Source organism: Pseudomonas sp. MYb541 (genome assembly GCF_037479595.1).
In the GTDB taxonomy this organism is placed as follows: domain Bacteria; phylum Pseudomonadota; class Gammaproteobacteria; order Pseudomonadales; family Pseudomonadaceae; genus Aquipseudomonas; species Aquipseudomonas canadensis.
In genome coordinates, this window is record NZ_JBBGYS010000014.1 from 113,283 (window position 1) to 128,107 (window position 14,825).

A 14,825-nucleotide genomic window follows, 5' to 3' on the forward strand; every position below is an offset into this window, starting at 1 on the left:
CGTGAGAACCCCGCCTTTTCCTGGCGGGGTTTTGCTTTTTTGTGCAGAAAAAAGGAGTCTGCCTGAATCATGACCACCGCACCGTCCATCATCCTCACCCGCCTTGACGTGCAGCGTCTGGAGCAACTGATCGACCGCTTGGGCGACGAATCTCCCGGCGTCGAAGCGTTGCAAGCCGAACTCGACCGCGCCGAAGACGTGGTTGGCCACGATGAAGTGCCTGCGGGTGTCGTGACCATGAACTCCAGCGTGCATTGCCGTGAGCAAGGCAGCGGCAAGGACTACCACCTGACCCTGGTCTACCCGAAACACGCCAATGCCGATGAGGGCAAGATCTCGATCCTGGCTCCCGTGGGCAGCGCGTTGCTCGGTTTGCAGGTTGGTCAGCACATCGATTGGCCGGCACCGGGCGGCAAGACCCTCAAGCTGGAACTGCTCAATGTTGAAGGACAACCTAAAGACGGCGGCGCCTTCCCTCTCTAAATCTGACTCAGCGCCACGTTGAGCGACAGCTCCAGCTCGGCCTTGTAACGCAGGTACAGGTTGCTCGGGCTTTGCACATCGCCGAGCAGGCCGGACAGGTCCAGGTCGGTGATGTAGCAGCGGTAACGCTCGATCTCCCGGCGTTGCCCGACGATTTCCTGGGCGACCACTGCAAAGAGTTGGTCGCCAAATTCCAGTTCGGAAAACTCTCGCTGATTGCAGTACAAGGTAATGCCCACCTGGCCTGGGGCGGCCTTGCCGATAATCGCCTGCACGTCGTAAAACGGTTTGTTCGCCGGGTTCAGCGGCGCAGGTCGAGGTTCGATGCCGCGCGCGCGGCCGTTGCCAGATGGCAATAGCTGGTAATACAAGACCTGTACCGCGCCCAGCGGCTCTTGCGGGTCCAGCGGCGACAGCGCGTCCCGGCGATAAATGATCGACTGCAAGAAACGCTGCAACGGCGCCAACAGGCTCTGTTCATCGTGAAACGGCAGGCGCTGTTGCCAGAGCGCGTTGAATTCATCCAGCACATACAGCTCGGCGAAGCCTTCGTTGACCCGGTAGAACACCTGCACGCAATCGGCCATCCCCATCGGCAGCAGCAGCGCCAGGTCGTGGTCTTCCAGGGCCATGGCGTCCAGGTGCAACGGGCTGTAGTTGGCTAATTCTTCGCTGAGGTAGGCGATCAGCGCATTCTGGGTCGGCAGGGATACATGGGTGGCCTGGCCCGGCATCAGTTCCATCACGTGATAGTGCTGCTGCACCTGAAGCAAATAGCGGTGATTGCCCTGACCGAGCAGCAGGTTCTGCGCTGTGTCGAAGATTTCTTCCACGCGCTGGGCAATGAACTGCGCACGGTTGTGACAGAAACAACGCACCCGCAGGCGTGGCAGATGGTCCGACGGCAACTGGTTGAGGTAGTCGCGCAGGCAGTCGAGCAGCGCGTGCGGGCCGTCAAAGCGGCTGACCATCACCTCGTTCCAGCTGTTGAGCGTGACCTGGTCCAGGGTCAGCACCAGGTTGTCCCGTACACCGGCATAGCTCAGGGAGTCGGTGCGCTCGGTGGTCATCAGGATATTAAGGTCGCGGTGATGCTTGAGCGGGTCGACGCCGACGTTGATCAGCAACAACACTTCCTCCGGCACGGCCGAGCGCAGCAGGCGCTCTTCATCCACGCTGGCCAGGGGCAGGGCGATGGTTTGTTGCAGGCTGCCCAGCAGGTTGAACAGCTCAAATTCGGTCATGTCGCTGGTGCCGGGGTGCAAGGCCAGGCGGGTGCTGCTGTCGATCACGCCGTTGCGATGGCACCAAGTGAGCATTTCCAGCAGGTCGCGGCTGCGCTTGATCGGCGCAAAATGCTCCCATTCCAGCGCCGTGAGGTTACCGTTGTAAAGGCCCCAGTGGTGCTGGCCCGGCTCCTTGCGGTTGGGCGATTGCACCAGGGTCAGGGTGTCTTCGGCCAAGTCCGGGGCAATGCCGGGGTTGATGAACTCGACCTTGCCGGCCTTGCGTTCAAAGGCGGCGTACAGGCGCCGACCCAGCACATTGAGGTCGCGCTTGTTGATCAGGCTGACCGTTTGTTCGGTGCGGGCGAATTGGGTCAGGAAGCGGTAACTGTAATTGAGCTCGCTGACCAGCGCCCGACGCTCGGAGGCAACCTGGCGCACCTTCCATTGACTGCGGCTGTCGAGCAACGCCAATTGGCGCTGGTCCCAGCCCCATTCATGGGCCAGGCGCTCCAGCAGCAGGCGTTGCCAACTGGTGGTGCGCTGGCCCGCGCTGAGCTTGCGGTTGACCTTCAGGTACAGCGCGCGCCGCACCAGTTCCAGGCGCTCGGGCTCGTTGCGGGCCTTGAGGTATTCCTCGATACGGCGGTACACCACGATGTACGGGTCCAGCTCATCCAGATCCATCTGGTTGGCGAACACCGCTCGCTTGAAGCGCAGGCTCAGGCAGTGCACGTTCGGGTGTTCGCTGGCGTAGACCTCGGTCAGCAGCAGCTTGAGCACGGATTTGTAGGGTGACTCGATGCCTTTGAACAGTTGCCACAGCCCGGCACCAATGAATTCGCCTGGGGGAATGCGCGCCAGGTGACCCAGGTCGAGGGTTTCGTCGGCGCGGATAAAACGCTTGGAAATCAGCGTGTGGGTGAACTCGGCATAACGGGTTTCTTCATACACCGGCACCAGCCACCAGATCGGTGTGCGTCCGGCCAGCCAGATGGCGGTGCGGTAGAACTCATCCAGCAACAGGTAATGCTGGGTGGTGCCGCAGTCGTCGGAGCTCAGTTGCGTGTCGCGCTCTCCGAGCACAAAGCGTGTCGGCTCGATCAGGAAGAAGTGCGCCTCGGCGCCCATGGTCAGGGCCCAGGCCTCCAGCAACTGGCACTTTTTGCGCAGTTCGGCCAGCTCAGTTTCGCTCAGGTCCGGGGCGTGACACACCCACACGTCCATATCGCTCTGGTCGGCCTGGGCCAGGGTGCCCAGGCTGCCCATCAGGAACAGGCCATGGATCGGTCGCGGCGGGTTGCCGTGGCGCGGTTTGTAGGAGAACGAACGGGTCAGGCGCTGGGCTTCGGTGAGGGCTTGGGCTTCCGGTTCGTAATTCGACAGGCCTGCTGGCGTACTGCCCGACACATAACCCGGCAGCAACGGATGGTTGACGTGGAAAAACAGCGGCAATAGGTTCAGCACGCTTTGCTGGCGCGGCGTCAGCCCCTCGATGGCCCGGGCCATGCGGCCTTCATTGAGGGCCATGAACCGCGCGCGCAACTGGGCCAGCACCTTGCGGTCGATGCCTTCGTCCAGGTCGGGGCGGATTTCATGGGTGCGGGTCATGTCGAACTCGGTGGCTCGCAGGGCCCGACGTGGGCGGCCGTGTAGGAGTTTACAGCCAGTAGCGTAGGAGGTTTAGAGGGAAATGGTTTTTGACGTCAGAATTTTTGCACTTCCACAGCAACGCCCTCGGAATCCGCAGGAGGCGGACTCCATGGGCGTATCAGATATCAGGCGGCTTCTTTGGTCGTGGCAGTGGTCAAGATAGTCAGCAGGGTCTGGGCCTGCTCTGCGGCGTCCCGGCCAAGGCTGGTCAGGTAGCCCCCGTCCGGCTGGTCGATAAGCCCTTTCGCGTGGAGGCGTTTGGCAGCGGCGATGGCAGTCGGCGCGGCGGTCTGGTGGACTTTCAGACCTTCTTTGGTGCTGTCCAGGGGGAAGAGTACAAGGATTTCCAGTTCGGCAACCAACTCAGGGGTATACGACATAAGGACTCCAGACTTTCTAAGAATTTATTAGAGGCTAGCAGGCCATAAGGTGAACGCACTTTGCCGAACTGTCCAGTGTGTTGCCGCGTGTTGGATTTATTGCTTTTCGGGCGGCAATTCCGGCAGCGCGCGCAGTGCAGTTTCATACCATTCGGTATTGAAGGCGCGGTCCTCTTCCAGCAGCGCGTCGATCTCGATAGCCAGCACGTGAGCCATCAGTTGCAGGATATCTTCACGCTCGTAGCCCACCAGGGTCAGCTTGTTGAACGTGGCCTTGGCGGCCGGTGGGTTTTCGCTCTCGATCTGGTTCTCGATCGCTTCGGTCAGGGTGGTTTCGGCGAATTCTTCTTCGTCGTTGTCGATATCGGTCGGCTCGCTCATGGCAGGCTCCTCAAGGAAAGGGCGCCAGTCTAACTCCATTCAGGCCGGTGATGCTTCTGGTCAGGGCTGGCGTCGGGATCTATAACACTTGCAGCCAACCCCATTTCCGGCCTGGAGGCACCTGCAATGCTCAAGCTCTACGGATTCTCGGTCAGTAACTACTACAACATGGTCAAGCTGGCGCTGCTGGAGAAAGGGCTGCCTTTCGAAGAGGTGCCTTTTTACGCTGGTCAAACCCCCGAAGCCCTGGCCGTGAGCCCGCGGGGCAAGGTGCCGGTGCTGGGCGTGAAACAGGGTTTTATCAACGAAACCAGCGTGATCCTCGAATACATCGAACACACCCAGGAAGGGCCGGCGCTGCTCCCGGCCGAGCCGTTCCAGCGTGCACTGGTGCTGGCGCTGTGCCGAGAAATCGAGCTGTACATCGAGTTGCCTGCCCGTGCGTGTTTTGCCGAGGCGTTTTTTGGCATGCCGGTACCGGAGGCAATCAAGGAGAAGTCCAAGGCCGAGTTGCTGTTGGGTTTCGGGTCGTTGGGCAGGCACGGCAAGTTCGCACCCTATGTGGCGGGGGAGAGTTTCACCATTGCCGATCTGTATTTCATGTACAGCGTGAACCTCGCCTGCGCGGTGGGCGAGAAGCTGTTTGGCCTGGATCTGCTGGCTGAAATGCCGGCGGCCAAGGCGTTGCTGGAAAGGTTGCACGCCATGCCCAACGCTCAGAAAGTGGCGGCGGACAGAGAGGCGGCGATGCCGGCGTTTATGGCGATGATCGCGGCCAAGAAATAGATTTTTGGCGTCTGGCAGGACGCTATCGCGGGCAAGCCCGGCTCCCACATTGGAATGCGATTTCCTGTGGGAGCTGGCTTGCCTGCGATGCTTTTAGCGGCTGGCGAGCAATTCCTGGCCGCGCAACACAGCTGCTTTCACCTGCGCCGGTGCAGTACCGCCGATGTGATTACGGGCATTTACCGAGCCTTCCAGGGTCAGCACGGCAAACACGTCCTGCTCGATCTGGTCGCTGAACTGACGCAGTTCTTCCAGGCTCATTTCCGCCAAGTCCTTGCCGGTGTCGACGCCATATTTAACTGCGTGGCCAACGATTTCGTGGCAATCGCGGAACGGCAGGCCACGGCGTACCAGGTAGTCCGCCAGGTCGGTCGCGGTGGAGAACCCGCGCAACGCCGCTTCACGCATGATCGCGTGCTTGGGCTTGATCGCCGGGATCATGTCGGCAAACGCGCGCAAGGAGTCGCGCAGGGTGTCGGCAGCGTCGAACAACGGCTCTTTGTCTTCCTGGTTGTCCTTGTTGTAGGCCAGCGGCTGGCCTTTCATCAGGGTCAGCAGGCCCATCAAGGCGCCGAACACGCGGCCGCTCTTGCCACGCACCAGTTCGGGGACGTCGGGGTTTTTCTTTTGCGGCATGATCGAGCTGCCGGTGCAGAAACGGTCCGGCAGGTCGATGAACTGGAATTGCGCGCTGGTCCACAGCACCAGCTCTTCGGAGAAACGTGACAGGTGCATCATGGCGATGCTGGCGGCGGCGCAGAATTCGATAGCGAAGTCACGGTCCGACACGCCATCCAGGGAGTTGCCGCCTACGGCGTCGAAGCCCAGCAATTGAGCGGTGTATTCGCGGTCGATCGGGTAGGTGGTGCCGGCCAGCGCGGCGCTGCCCAATGGCATGCGGTTGGCACGCTTGCGGCAATCCACCAGACGCTCGTAGTCGCGGCTGAGCATTTCGAACCAGGCCAGCAGGTGGTGGCCGAACGTCACCGGTTGCGCGGTCTGCAGGTGAGTGAAGCCCGGCATGATGGTGTCCGACTCACGCTCGGCCTGTTCCAGCAAACCTTTTTGCAGGCGGGTGATTTCGGACAGGATCAGGTCGATTTCATCACGCAGCCACAGGCGGATATCGGTGGCCACCTGGTCGTTACGGCTGCGACCGGTGTGCAGCTTCTTGCCGGTCACACCGATGCGGTCGGTGAGGCGGGCCTCGATGTTCATGTGCACGTCTTCCAGGTCGACGCGCCAGTCGAAGGTGCCGGCCTCGATCTCGCCACGGATGGTGGTCAGGCCGTCGATGATGCTGTCGCGCTCGGCGTCGGTCAGCACGCCGACCTTGGCCAGCATCGTCGCGTGGGCGATGGAGCCCATGATGTCGTGGCGGTACAGGCGCTGGTCGAAGGTGACGGAGGCGGTGAAGCGGGCGACGAAGGCGTCGACGGGTTCACTGAAGCGGCCGCCCCAGGACTGGTTGGTCTTGTCGGTGCTCATGGATTCGCTCGTGATCTGCTTAATAAAGAGGCATGGAAGTGTGCCGGCGATAATAACAGGGTTGCCCGTGGACGCGGTGCTGCGGGTCGTCGGCATTTTTATTTGTGCAAAGGATGGCTAAGTGCCTTGCCGCCGAACGCGTCCAGGACGAGACTGGGTACAGGGGTTTATTGAAACGATATTTGACGATTGAGCAATGTCGTCTCAGTGAGCGTCTACAGTTGGACTGATAGTGTGTGAATGCACCAAAGTCGGGTGATGCGGTCAGAGCCCAGACTATCCATTTAAAAAGGGGGGTATTCGGATTGTGTATCAGCAAACCCTACGACGATGCCCGAAGGCAGCAGGTCTTGGGCGCTATTGAACAGGTCCGGGTAAATATGGGTGCCACTCTCAGGGCACTTTTTGCCGCTCGCGCTAGTCTTAGCGTGGATCGCTGTGACGCAAGTCACCGCACCTGTCTACGCTATCCTTGTGCGAGACTCACGCAGGAATCCAGCGCAATATGAATGTCCTGATCGTTGATGACGAACCCCAAGCCCGCGAGCGACTGAGCCGTTTGGTCAGTGATCTCGAGGGTTACGCAGTACTCGAACCGAGCGCCACCACGGGCGAAGAGGCGTTGACGCTGATCGACAGCCTCAAGCCGGATGTGGTGTTGCTCGATATCCGTATGCCAGGCCTCGATGGCCTGCAAGTTGCCGCACGACTGAGCGAGCGAGAGTCGCCACCCGCCGTGGTGTTTTGCGCAGCAGGCGATGAGTTTTCCGCGGAGACGCTGGAGGCCAGCGGTGTCAGCTTCCTCACCAAACCGGTGGCTGGCGAAGCATTGCTCAAGGCCCTGAAAAAAGCCGAACGCCCAACCCGTGTGCAACTCGCCGCCCTGACTCAGCCAGCAGCCCAGAGTGGCAACGGGCCGCGCAGCCATATCAGCGCACGCACCCGCAAAGGTATCGAGCTGATCCCCTTGGGCGAGGTGGTCTATTTTATCGCCGATCACAAGTATGTGACCTTGCGCCATCAGGGCGGCGAAGTGCTGCTCGATGAACCGCTCAAGGCGCTTGAGGATGAATTCGGCGACCGCTTCGTGCGTATCCACCGCAATGCGCTGGTGGCCCGCGAGCGCATCGAACGCCTGCAACGCACGCCGCTGGGGCACTTTCAGCTATTCCTGAAAGGCCTGAATGGCGACGCACTGATCGTCAGCCGACGGCATGTGGCGGGTGTGCGCAAGATGATGCAGCAGCTTTAGCCGGAGGGCTGTGGCGAGGCCTGCAATTCATATCCCGGTGCGACGCGGCCAGGGAGGCCCCGCACTTGCTGATTCAAATCAAAGCGTATTTGCCTGAGCTGTTATTATCTGCCGTATCTATTCAGTACGGATTGATCCATGTCCTCTCGCGAAATCCGCATCGCCACCCGTAAAAGCGCCCTGGCCTTGTGGCAGGCCGAATACGTCAAAGCACGCCTGGAACAGGCCCACCCTGGTCTCAAGGTGTCCCTGGTGCCCATGGTCAGTCGCGGTGACAAGCTGCTCGACTCGCCACTGTCGAAGATCGGCGGCAAGGGTTTGTTCGTCAAGGAACTGGAAACCGCGCTGCTGGAGAACGAAGCCGACATCGCCGTGCATTCGATGAAAGACGTGCCCATGGACTTCCCCGAAGGCCTGGGCCTGTTTTGCATCTGCGAGCGCGAAGACCCGCGTGATGCTTTTGTTTCCAACACCTACGCGTCCCTGGATGAGTTGCCTCTGGGTAGCATCGTCGGCACGTCGAGCCTACGTCGTCAGGCACAGCTGCTGACCCGTCGCCCAGACCTGCAGATCCGCTTCCTGCGTGGCAACGTCAACACCCGACTGGCCAAGCTGGACGCCGGTGAATATGACGCGATCATCCTCGCCGCGGCCGGCTTGATTCGCCTGGGCTTCGAAGACCGCATCACCTCGGCCATCAGTGTCGAGGACAGCCTGCCTGCAGGCGGACAGGGCGCCGTTGGTATCGAATGTCGCACCGCCGACAGTGAAATCCACGCCCTGCTCGAACCCCTGGATCACCATGACACCGAAGTCCGCGTCACGGCCGAGCGTGCCCTGAACAAGCACCTCAACGGTGGCTGCCAGGTGCCGATTGCCTGCTACGCCGTGCTTGAAGGTGAAAATCTTTGGTTGCGTGGCCTGGTGGGCGATCCGGACGGCGGCACGCTCCTGACCGCCGAGGTGCGCGGCCCGCAGCGTGAAGCCACGGCCTTGGGTATCCAGGTAGCCGAGGAACTGCTGGACAAAGGCGCTGGTGCCATCCTGCAGAAGGTCTACGGCGAGGCCGGTCCGCAGTGACCGAATGGCGCGTGTTGCTGACGCGGCCTGCCGAGGAGTCGATGGCCCTGGCGGCCTCGTTGTCCGAAGCTGGCATTTTCAGCAGCAGCCTGCCTTTGCTGGATATTGAGCCGCTCCCCGTCACACCTGAACAGCAATCCGTCTTCCATGACCTGGGGCGTTACTGTGCGGTGATCGTCGTCAGTAAGCCGGCGGCGCGCCTTGCCGTGGTGCAGTTGGATCGCGCATGGCCACAGCTGACGTGGTTCAGTGTCGGCGCGGCTACCGCGCAGGTGCTGGCCGAGTATGGCCTCAGTGTTAAGTATCCGCCTACTGGTGACGACAGCGAGGCTTTGCTTCAATTGCCCGCGTTACGCGAGGCTATCGCCCGCCCGGGTGCCCAGGTGTTGATCCTGCGCGGCGAGGGCGGTCGGGAACTGCTGGCGGAGCGTTTGCGTGAACAAGGTGCTAGTGTCGACTATCTGGAGTTGTATCGCCGTTTCCTGCCGGCCTACGACGCCGGGGCACTGATGCAACGCATCCAGTTGGAACGCTTGAACGGCCTGGTGGTCAGCAGTGGGCAGGGTTTTTTACACCTGCAAACCCTGGCTGGAGCCGATTGGCCCCAGGTGGCACAGCTGCCGTTGTTCGTGCCAAGCCCGCGAGTCCTGGAGATGGCGCGGGCCGCTGGCGCAGAAAAAGTTGTGGATTGTCGCGGCGCGAGTGCCGCGGCTTTGTTAGTGGCGATACGGAGTTATCCCGTTCCCACTCTCTGAAACGCAAAGGACGGATACGTGAGCGAAACAGCCTTGCCTAAAGATGAAACCCAACCCGCACTTGATGCGCCGGTTGAGTCACCGGTCTCCGCGCCGCGCCGTGGCAATGGCCTGGCAATCGTGGCCCTGTTGCTCGGCGTTGCCGGCGTGGCCGCTGGTGGTTGGGGAATCTGGCAGGTCCGCGCCCTGCAAGCCAGTAGCCAGCAGCAACTGGGCCAGGTGCAGACCCTCGATGACCAATCCCAGTCCCTCAAGCAAAGCCAGCAACAACTGGCAGCGCGACTGGCGCAGTTGCCGGCTGCGGATGAGCTGGAGGAGCGCCGTCGCCTGGTGGCCCAATTGCAGGGTGATCAGCAGCGCCTGAGCCAACGCCTGGAAACTGTGCTGGGATCCAGCCGCAAGGACTGGCGCCTGGCTGAGGCGGAACACTTGATCCGCCTGGCGAGCCTGCGCCTTTCTGCCCTTCAAGATATCAACAGCGCCCAGGCGTTGGTCCAGGGTGCTGACGAGATTCTTCGCGAGCAAAGCGATCCAGGCGCCTACGCCGCGCGTGAGCAGTTGGCCAAGAGCCTTGCCGCGTTGCGCAGCACCGAGCAGCCGGACCGCACCGGGTTGTACCTGCAATTGGCGGCCTTGCGTGATCAAGTCGTGCAACTGGCAGCTATCGCTCCTGAATATCAGTTGACCGAACCTGCTTCCCAGGGGCGTCCAACCACCGATACGGAAAGCCGCTGGAGCCAATGGTGGGAGCAGATTTCCCGTTACTTCCGCATCGACTTCAACCCGGATGACAACATCCGTCCGCTGCTGGCCGGCCAAGGTTTGAACCAGGTGCGCCTGGCCCTGAGCCTGGCGCTGGAGCAGGCGCAATGGGCAGCGCTCAATGGTGAGTCGGCGGTCTATAGCCGCTCATTGGGCGAGGCGCGCAGCGTGTTGCAGGACAACTTCAACCAAGACAACCCGCAGAGCAAGGCGATGCTGGCGCGTATCGCCGAGCTTGAGCCCAAGGCGGTATCGGTGGTGACGCCGGACCTGGCCGCGAGCCTTGCTGCCGTGCAGGCGTACCTTGAACGTCGTCATCTGTCTGCCGACGAAGCCAAGGCGGCGGCCACGCCGGCGAAGCAGGAGTAGAGCCGATGAAACGTTTCTATGTGATTCTGGTGCTGGCGATTGCAATCTCGCTGGCACTGGCCGTGGGCATTTCGAAACACACCGGCTACGTGCTGATTACCTACCCTCATGTGCTGCATTACGAGTCGAGCTTGTGGGCGACCCTGGTAGCGGTGTTTGCCATCGGCCTGGCGATCTACCTGGTCCGTGTGCTGCTGAGCCTGGTCACCACCTCCGGTGGGGTGGTCAACCCGTGGTCGCGGCGTAACCGCAGCCGTCGCGTGCAGATCGCCATCGAGCAGGGCCAGATGGACCTCGCCGAAGGTCGCTGGGCCAGTGCCGAGCGCCACTTGCATCGTGCAGCCGAAGCCGAACGTCAGCCACTGCTCTACTACCTCGGCGCAGCCCGTGCCGCCAATGAGCAGGGGCGTTACGAAGAGTCCGACGGTCTGCTGGAGCGCGCCTTGGAGCGTCAGCCCCAGGCCGAGCTCGCGGTTGCCCTGAGCCATGCACAACTCCAACTGGACCGCGGTGATACTGACGGCGCACTGACCACCTTGCAGGCCATGCACGAACGTCATCCCCACAACGCCCAAGTCCTGCGTCAATTGCAGCGTTTGCATCAGCAGCGGGGCGATTGGTCGTCGGTGATCCGCCTGCTGCCGGAACTGCGCAAGGATAAAGTGCTGCCCGCCAGCGAGCTGGCCGAGCTTGAGCGTCGCGCGTGGGGCGAGAACCTGAGCCTCGCAGCCCAGCGTGAAGAGCAGGGCGAGGCCGGCTTGCAATCCCTCGAGCGGGCCTGGCAGCAACTCACTTCAGCCCAGCGCCAGGAGCCGCAATTGGTCCTGGCTTATGCCGAGCAACTGCGCCAGTTGGGCGCCGATGCCAAGGCCGAAGAAGCGCTGCGTGGAGCGATAAAGCGCGGCTACGACAGCCATCTGATTCGGCTCTACGGCTTGCTGCGTGGCAGTGACCCCGCCAAGCAATTGAAGTTTGCCGAAGGTTGGCTCAAGGATCACCCAGGTGATGCCAGCCTGCTGCTGACGCTTGGCCGTCTGTGCTTGCAAAACAGCCTGTGGGGCAAAGCGCGGGATTATCTGGAAAGTAGCCTTCAGGTGCAGCGCAATCCCGAGGCCTGTGCCGAGTTGGCGCGATTGTTGGCGCAACTGGGTGATACGGAGCGCAGCAACCAGCTGTTCCAAGAGGGGCTGGGGTTGCTGGATAACCGTTTGCTGGCGTCACCGCTGCCTGTTCCGGTCCGCGCTTGATGTAGGCGATGGTTGATGGTTGGCTCGGATATGTCTGGCAGCCACCCCCTCATTACGTCGAAAAGACGGGCTGTAGAGCGTTTGTGGGCAGCGTCCGACGCTCAATAGCCCAACGTCTTCCATCTTCTGGCGGTAAGTCCTTACCGTCTCGCGGAATCGTCTGCTCTGGCACGTATTGAAAGGGGTCAGGCCTTTCCTCTACCGTAGCGACCTATCTTTCGCGATGCGGATAAAGCATGTCTTTGGCCCCTTCACGCTCCTTGTTTTTCCTTGCGTTCCTGGCAGGTGCGCTGACATTGGGCGCGTCCTTTTACCTCGAGTTCGGCGCCTCCTTGCGCCCTTGCTTCCTGTGCCAGCTGCAAAGAGGGTTCCTGGCGGCTTTCACATTGATCAATCTGGTCGCCGTGATCCATAACCCCCAGCGTTCCGTGGGCTGCGTGTATGGGCTGGCGGGCATGGCCTTCGCGTTGCTCGGCGCCATTACCGCCACACGCCAGGTATTGCTACAAAACGCCGCACCGGGTCAGGCGGCTGATTGCTGGCCTAGCCTGCACTACATGATCGAAAACCTGTCGTTTTCGCAGGCCCTGCAATTGACGGTCAAAGGCACTGTTGACTGCGTGGAGATCAACTGGACGCTGTTTGACTTGAGTGTGCCGGAATGGAGCTTGTTGTTCTTCGTCGGGATGTTGATCCTGGGGGGCATGCAGTTTTCACGGCTGCTTTTAAGCCATCATTTGCGTCCGGTGAGACGCTGAAGGTCAGTTGCGGTTCGTAGGACGGGATTAAACACTTGTATGAACTTTCTGTCCTGCGTACCTTGAAGCCACAGTCATGCGGGCATAATCTGGCCCGCACGTGTCATTGAAACCGTTTGTCAGATGCGGCCTTGTCCGGTTGCTGCTTTATCCTTGAAGTGTTGCGCGGGCACCAGGCGGCAGCGCCCCTATAGGGAAGAGAGATCATCATGCTGGAAAGTTGTCAGAATGCTCAGGAACGCTGGGGTGGGGTGCACAAGCTGATCGACAGCTGGCTGAAGGCACGTCACGAACTGGTTCGGGCCTTTGATGCGCTCGGCGCCAAACCCGAGGCACTGGCGCAGAACCGTGAACCGCTGCAGGATTTCTGCGGCGTGTTGGTGGACTATTTGTCAGCCGGCCATTTCGGCGTCTACGAACAACTGACCAAGGAGGCGGAAGCCTTTGACGATCAGCGTGGCCTGGATTTGGCTGAGACCCTCTATCCGCGTATCGATGTCATCACCGAAAAGCTGCTCGAGTTCACCGACCTGTGTGATGCCGGTAACTGCGTGGCGGATAAATTCAAACAATTGGGTGCGTTGCTGCACGAGCGATTCGAGCTGGAAGATTGCTTGATCGAAGTGCTGCATAACGCGCACAAGGAAGAGTCTGCTACCCAGGCTTGATCGCTCGATAGCGATAAACAAAAAACGGTGCCCATGACGCACCGTTTTTTATTGGATCAGGAACGAGTTCCGAGCAATTCGATCTCGAACACCAATGGCGTGTAAGGCGGAATCAATTCGCCGGCGCCATCCGCGCCATAGGCCTGGGCCGATGGAATCACCAGCCGCCATTTCGCCCCCACCGGCATCTGTTGCAGCGCAATGCTCCAGCCGCTGATCACACTGTTCAGGCGAAACCATTGTGGTTGTGTGCTCTGGTCGAACACCGTGCCATCGGGTAACCGCCCCACGTATTTCACTTGAACCTGGTCGCTGGCTTTGGGTTTTTCACCTGTGCCAGAGGTGAGTTCGGTGAGCAGGATTCCATCCGCCAATTCACGCACGCCTTTTACCGCTTTTTCTTTGCTCAGGAATTGTTGTTCGGCCGCGAGTGCTTTTTCGCTTTGAGGCGCCTGTGCGTCGGCTTCGTTTTGTGCTTCGTGCTGGGCGAGAATCTGTTCGATGCGAGCGTTGTCCAGCGCCAAGGGTTTGCCTTGGTAGGCTTGTTTGAGGCCTTCGACCAGCGCCTGGATTTGCAGGTCGGGAACCTCCTGGCGCAGGCGTTCACCAAGGCTGGCGCCCAGGCTGTAGGCGAGGTCATGCTGATTCTGATCAGTGCTTTTTGTCGGCAATTGATCGCTTGCATTGGCCACCGAAACCGCCAAGCCCAGCACAAGAAAAAGGTAACGCGACATGGGCATTCTCCCGCCGAAAGTGCGACGGATTATGCCAGTGTGAAGGCGCAAAAAGTGCCGCGTATTTTCGTTATATCGATAAGAATTTTCACACGGTGCAACGCAAGGCAAACGATACTGTCAACATGCCCTAGCGGCGGTAAGAGCAGAGGGCTAGTATGAGCCGCACCCACGTCAGCCAGGAGGTAAACCATGTCGGCCAAACAGAAGCCTGTTAATACCCCGTTGCATTTACTCCAACAACTCTCGGGCAGCTTGCTCGAACATCTGGAAAGCGCTTGTTCCCAAGCTCTGGCCGATGCAGAAAAACTGCTCGCCAAGCTGGAAAAACAACGCGGTAAAGCGCAAGAAAAGCTGCACAAATCCCGCACCAAACTGCAAGACGCCGCCACTGCCGGCAAGGCCAAGGCACAAGCCAAAGCCAAAGACGCTGTCAAAGAACTTGAGGACCTGCTGGACGCCCTCAAGGATCGCCAAGCTGAAACCCGCGCCTACATTTCCCAACTGAAAAAAGATGCCCAGGAAAGCCTGAAACTGGCCCAGGGCGTTGGTCGTGTGAAGGAAGCTGTGGCTAAAGTGCTGGGTGCTCGTACCCCTGCAAAAGCGGTTGCAGCGAGCGCGTCGAAAAAGCCAGCGAGCAAGGCTGTTGCTGCCAAGGCACCTGCTAAAGCTGTGGCAAAACCTGCTGCCAAAACTGCTGCTGCGAAACCAGCCGCCAAGCCAGCTGCTAAAACCGCTGCTGCGAAACCAGCCGCCAAGCCAGCTGCTAAAACCGCTGCTGCGAAACCAGCCGCCAAGCCAGC

Annotated in this window: 15 protein-coding genes; 10 read left to right on the forward strand and 5 right to left on the reverse strand. The window is 60.4% G+C overall.

Annotation, left to right across the window (positions count from 1 at the left end):
* The first annotated feature begins 69 nt into the window (after nt 1-69).
* The gene (gene rnk, locus WH299_RS11225) at nt 70-483 is read left to right on the forward strand and encodes a nucleoside diphosphate kinase regulator (RefSeq protein ID WP_122687029.1); all 414 of its coding nucleotides are present in this window, start codon (nt 70-72) and stop codon (nt 481-483) included.
* Here the strand turns inward: rnk and WH299_RS11230 are convergent.
* The 3 genes from WH299_RS11230 to WH299_RS11240 form a co-directional block, all read right to left on the reverse strand.
* Nucleotides 480-3,320, reverse strand: coding sequence for a class I adenylate cyclase (locus WH299_RS11230; protein ID WP_339550299.1), 2,841 nt, complete (start codon nt 3,318-3,320; stop codon nt 480-482). The genes rnk and WH299_RS11230 overlap by 4 nt on opposite strands.
* A 167-nt stretch (nt 3,321-3,487) precedes the next feature.
* Nucleotides 3,488-3,742 carry a TIGR02647 family protein gene (locus tag WH299_RS11235; RefSeq protein WP_010207442.1) on the reverse strand — a complete coding sequence of 85 codons (255 nt, stop codon included), beginning with the start codon at nt 3,740-3,742 and terminating at the stop codon, nt 3,488-3,490.
* Nucleotides 3,743-3,838: 96 nt separating this feature from the next.
* On the reverse strand, nt 3,839-4,123 hold the full coding sequence (locus WH299_RS11240) for a hypothetical protein (protein ID WP_126569464.1): 285 nt from the start codon (nt 4,121-4,123) through the stop codon (nt 3,839-3,841).
* 126 nt (nt 4,124-4,249) lie between these two features.
* Between WH299_RS11240 and WH299_RS11245 the strand changes: the two genes are divergently transcribed.
* Nucleotides 4,250-4,909: a glutathione S-transferase family protein gene (locus WH299_RS11245; RefSeq protein ID WP_126569465.1), complete on the forward strand. Its 660-nt coding sequence runs from the start codon at nt 4,250-4,252 to the stop codon at nt 4,907-4,909.
* 93 nt (nt 4,910-5,002) lie between these two features.
* Here the strand turns inward: WH299_RS11245 and argH are convergent, their stop codons facing one another.
* Nucleotides 5,003-6,397, reverse strand: a complete 1,395-nt coding sequence (gene argH, locus WH299_RS11250) for an argininosuccinate lyase (RefSeq protein ID WP_028618439.1) — start codon at nt 6,395-6,397, stop codon at nt 5,003-5,005.
* Between the two features lie 505 nt (nt 6,398-6,902).
* Between argH and WH299_RS11255 the strand changes: the two genes are divergently transcribed.
* From WH299_RS11255 to rsd, 7 genes are all read left to right on the forward strand, one after another.
* On the forward strand, nt 6,903-7,649 hold the full coding sequence (locus tag WH299_RS11255; RefSeq protein ID WP_028618438.1) for a LytR/AlgR family response regulator transcription factor: 747 nt from the start codon (nt 6,903-6,905) through the stop codon (nt 7,647-7,649).
* Between the two features lie 138 nt (nt 7,650-7,787).
* Entirely contained in the window at nt 7,788-8,729 is a 942-nt protein-coding gene (gene hemC / locus WH299_RS11260; protein ID WP_028618437.1) for a hydroxymethylbilane synthase, read from the forward strand.
* A complete protein-coding gene (locus tag WH299_RS11265) occupies nt 8,726-9,484 on the forward strand; it encodes a uroporphyrinogen-III synthase (RefSeq protein WP_339550300.1) in 759 nt (252 codons plus the stop codon). Before hemC ends, WH299_RS11265 begins: the two co-directional genes overlap by 4 nt.
* Nucleotides 9,485-9,502: 18 nt before the next feature.
* Nucleotides 9,503-10,615, forward strand: coding sequence for a uroporphyrinogen-III C-methyltransferase (locus WH299_RS11270; RefSeq protein ID WP_123474808.1), 1,113 nt, complete (start codon nt 9,503-9,505; stop codon nt 10,613-10,615).
* Nucleotides 10,616-10,620: 5 nt separating this feature from the next.
* Nucleotides 10,621-11,862, forward strand: a complete 1,242-nt coding sequence (locus WH299_RS11275; RefSeq protein WP_339550301.1) for a heme biosynthesis protein HemY — start codon at nt 10,621-10,623, stop codon at nt 11,860-11,862.
* Nucleotides 11,863-12,098: 236 nt separating this feature from the next.
* Nucleotides 12,099-12,620 carry a disulfide bond formation protein B gene (locus WH299_RS11280; RefSeq protein WP_122729826.1) on the forward strand — a complete coding sequence of 174 codons (522 nt, stop codon included), beginning with the start codon at nt 12,099-12,101 and terminating at the stop codon, nt 12,618-12,620.
* A 209-nt stretch (nt 12,621-12,829) separates the two neighbouring features.
* Nucleotides 12,830-13,288: a sigma D regulator gene (gene rsd, locus WH299_RS11285; RefSeq protein WP_339550302.1), complete on the forward strand. Its 459-nt coding sequence runs from the start codon at nt 12,830-12,832 to the stop codon at nt 13,286-13,288.
* 56 nt (nt 13,289-13,344) lie between these two features.
* On the opposite strand, the gene WH299_RS11290 is transcribed toward rsd, so the two are convergent.
* On the reverse strand, nt 13,345-14,022 hold the full coding sequence (locus WH299_RS11290; RefSeq protein WP_323622912.1) for an FKBP-type peptidyl-prolyl cis-trans isomerase: 678 nt from the start codon (nt 14,020-14,022) through the stop codon (nt 13,345-13,347).
* Between the two features lie 192 nt (nt 14,023-14,214).
* Between WH299_RS11290 and WH299_RS11295 the strand changes: the two genes are divergently transcribed.
* Nucleotides 14,215-14,825: AlgP family protein (locus WH299_RS11295; protein ID WP_339550303.1), on the forward strand; the 611-nt coding region annotated here is incomplete at its 3' end.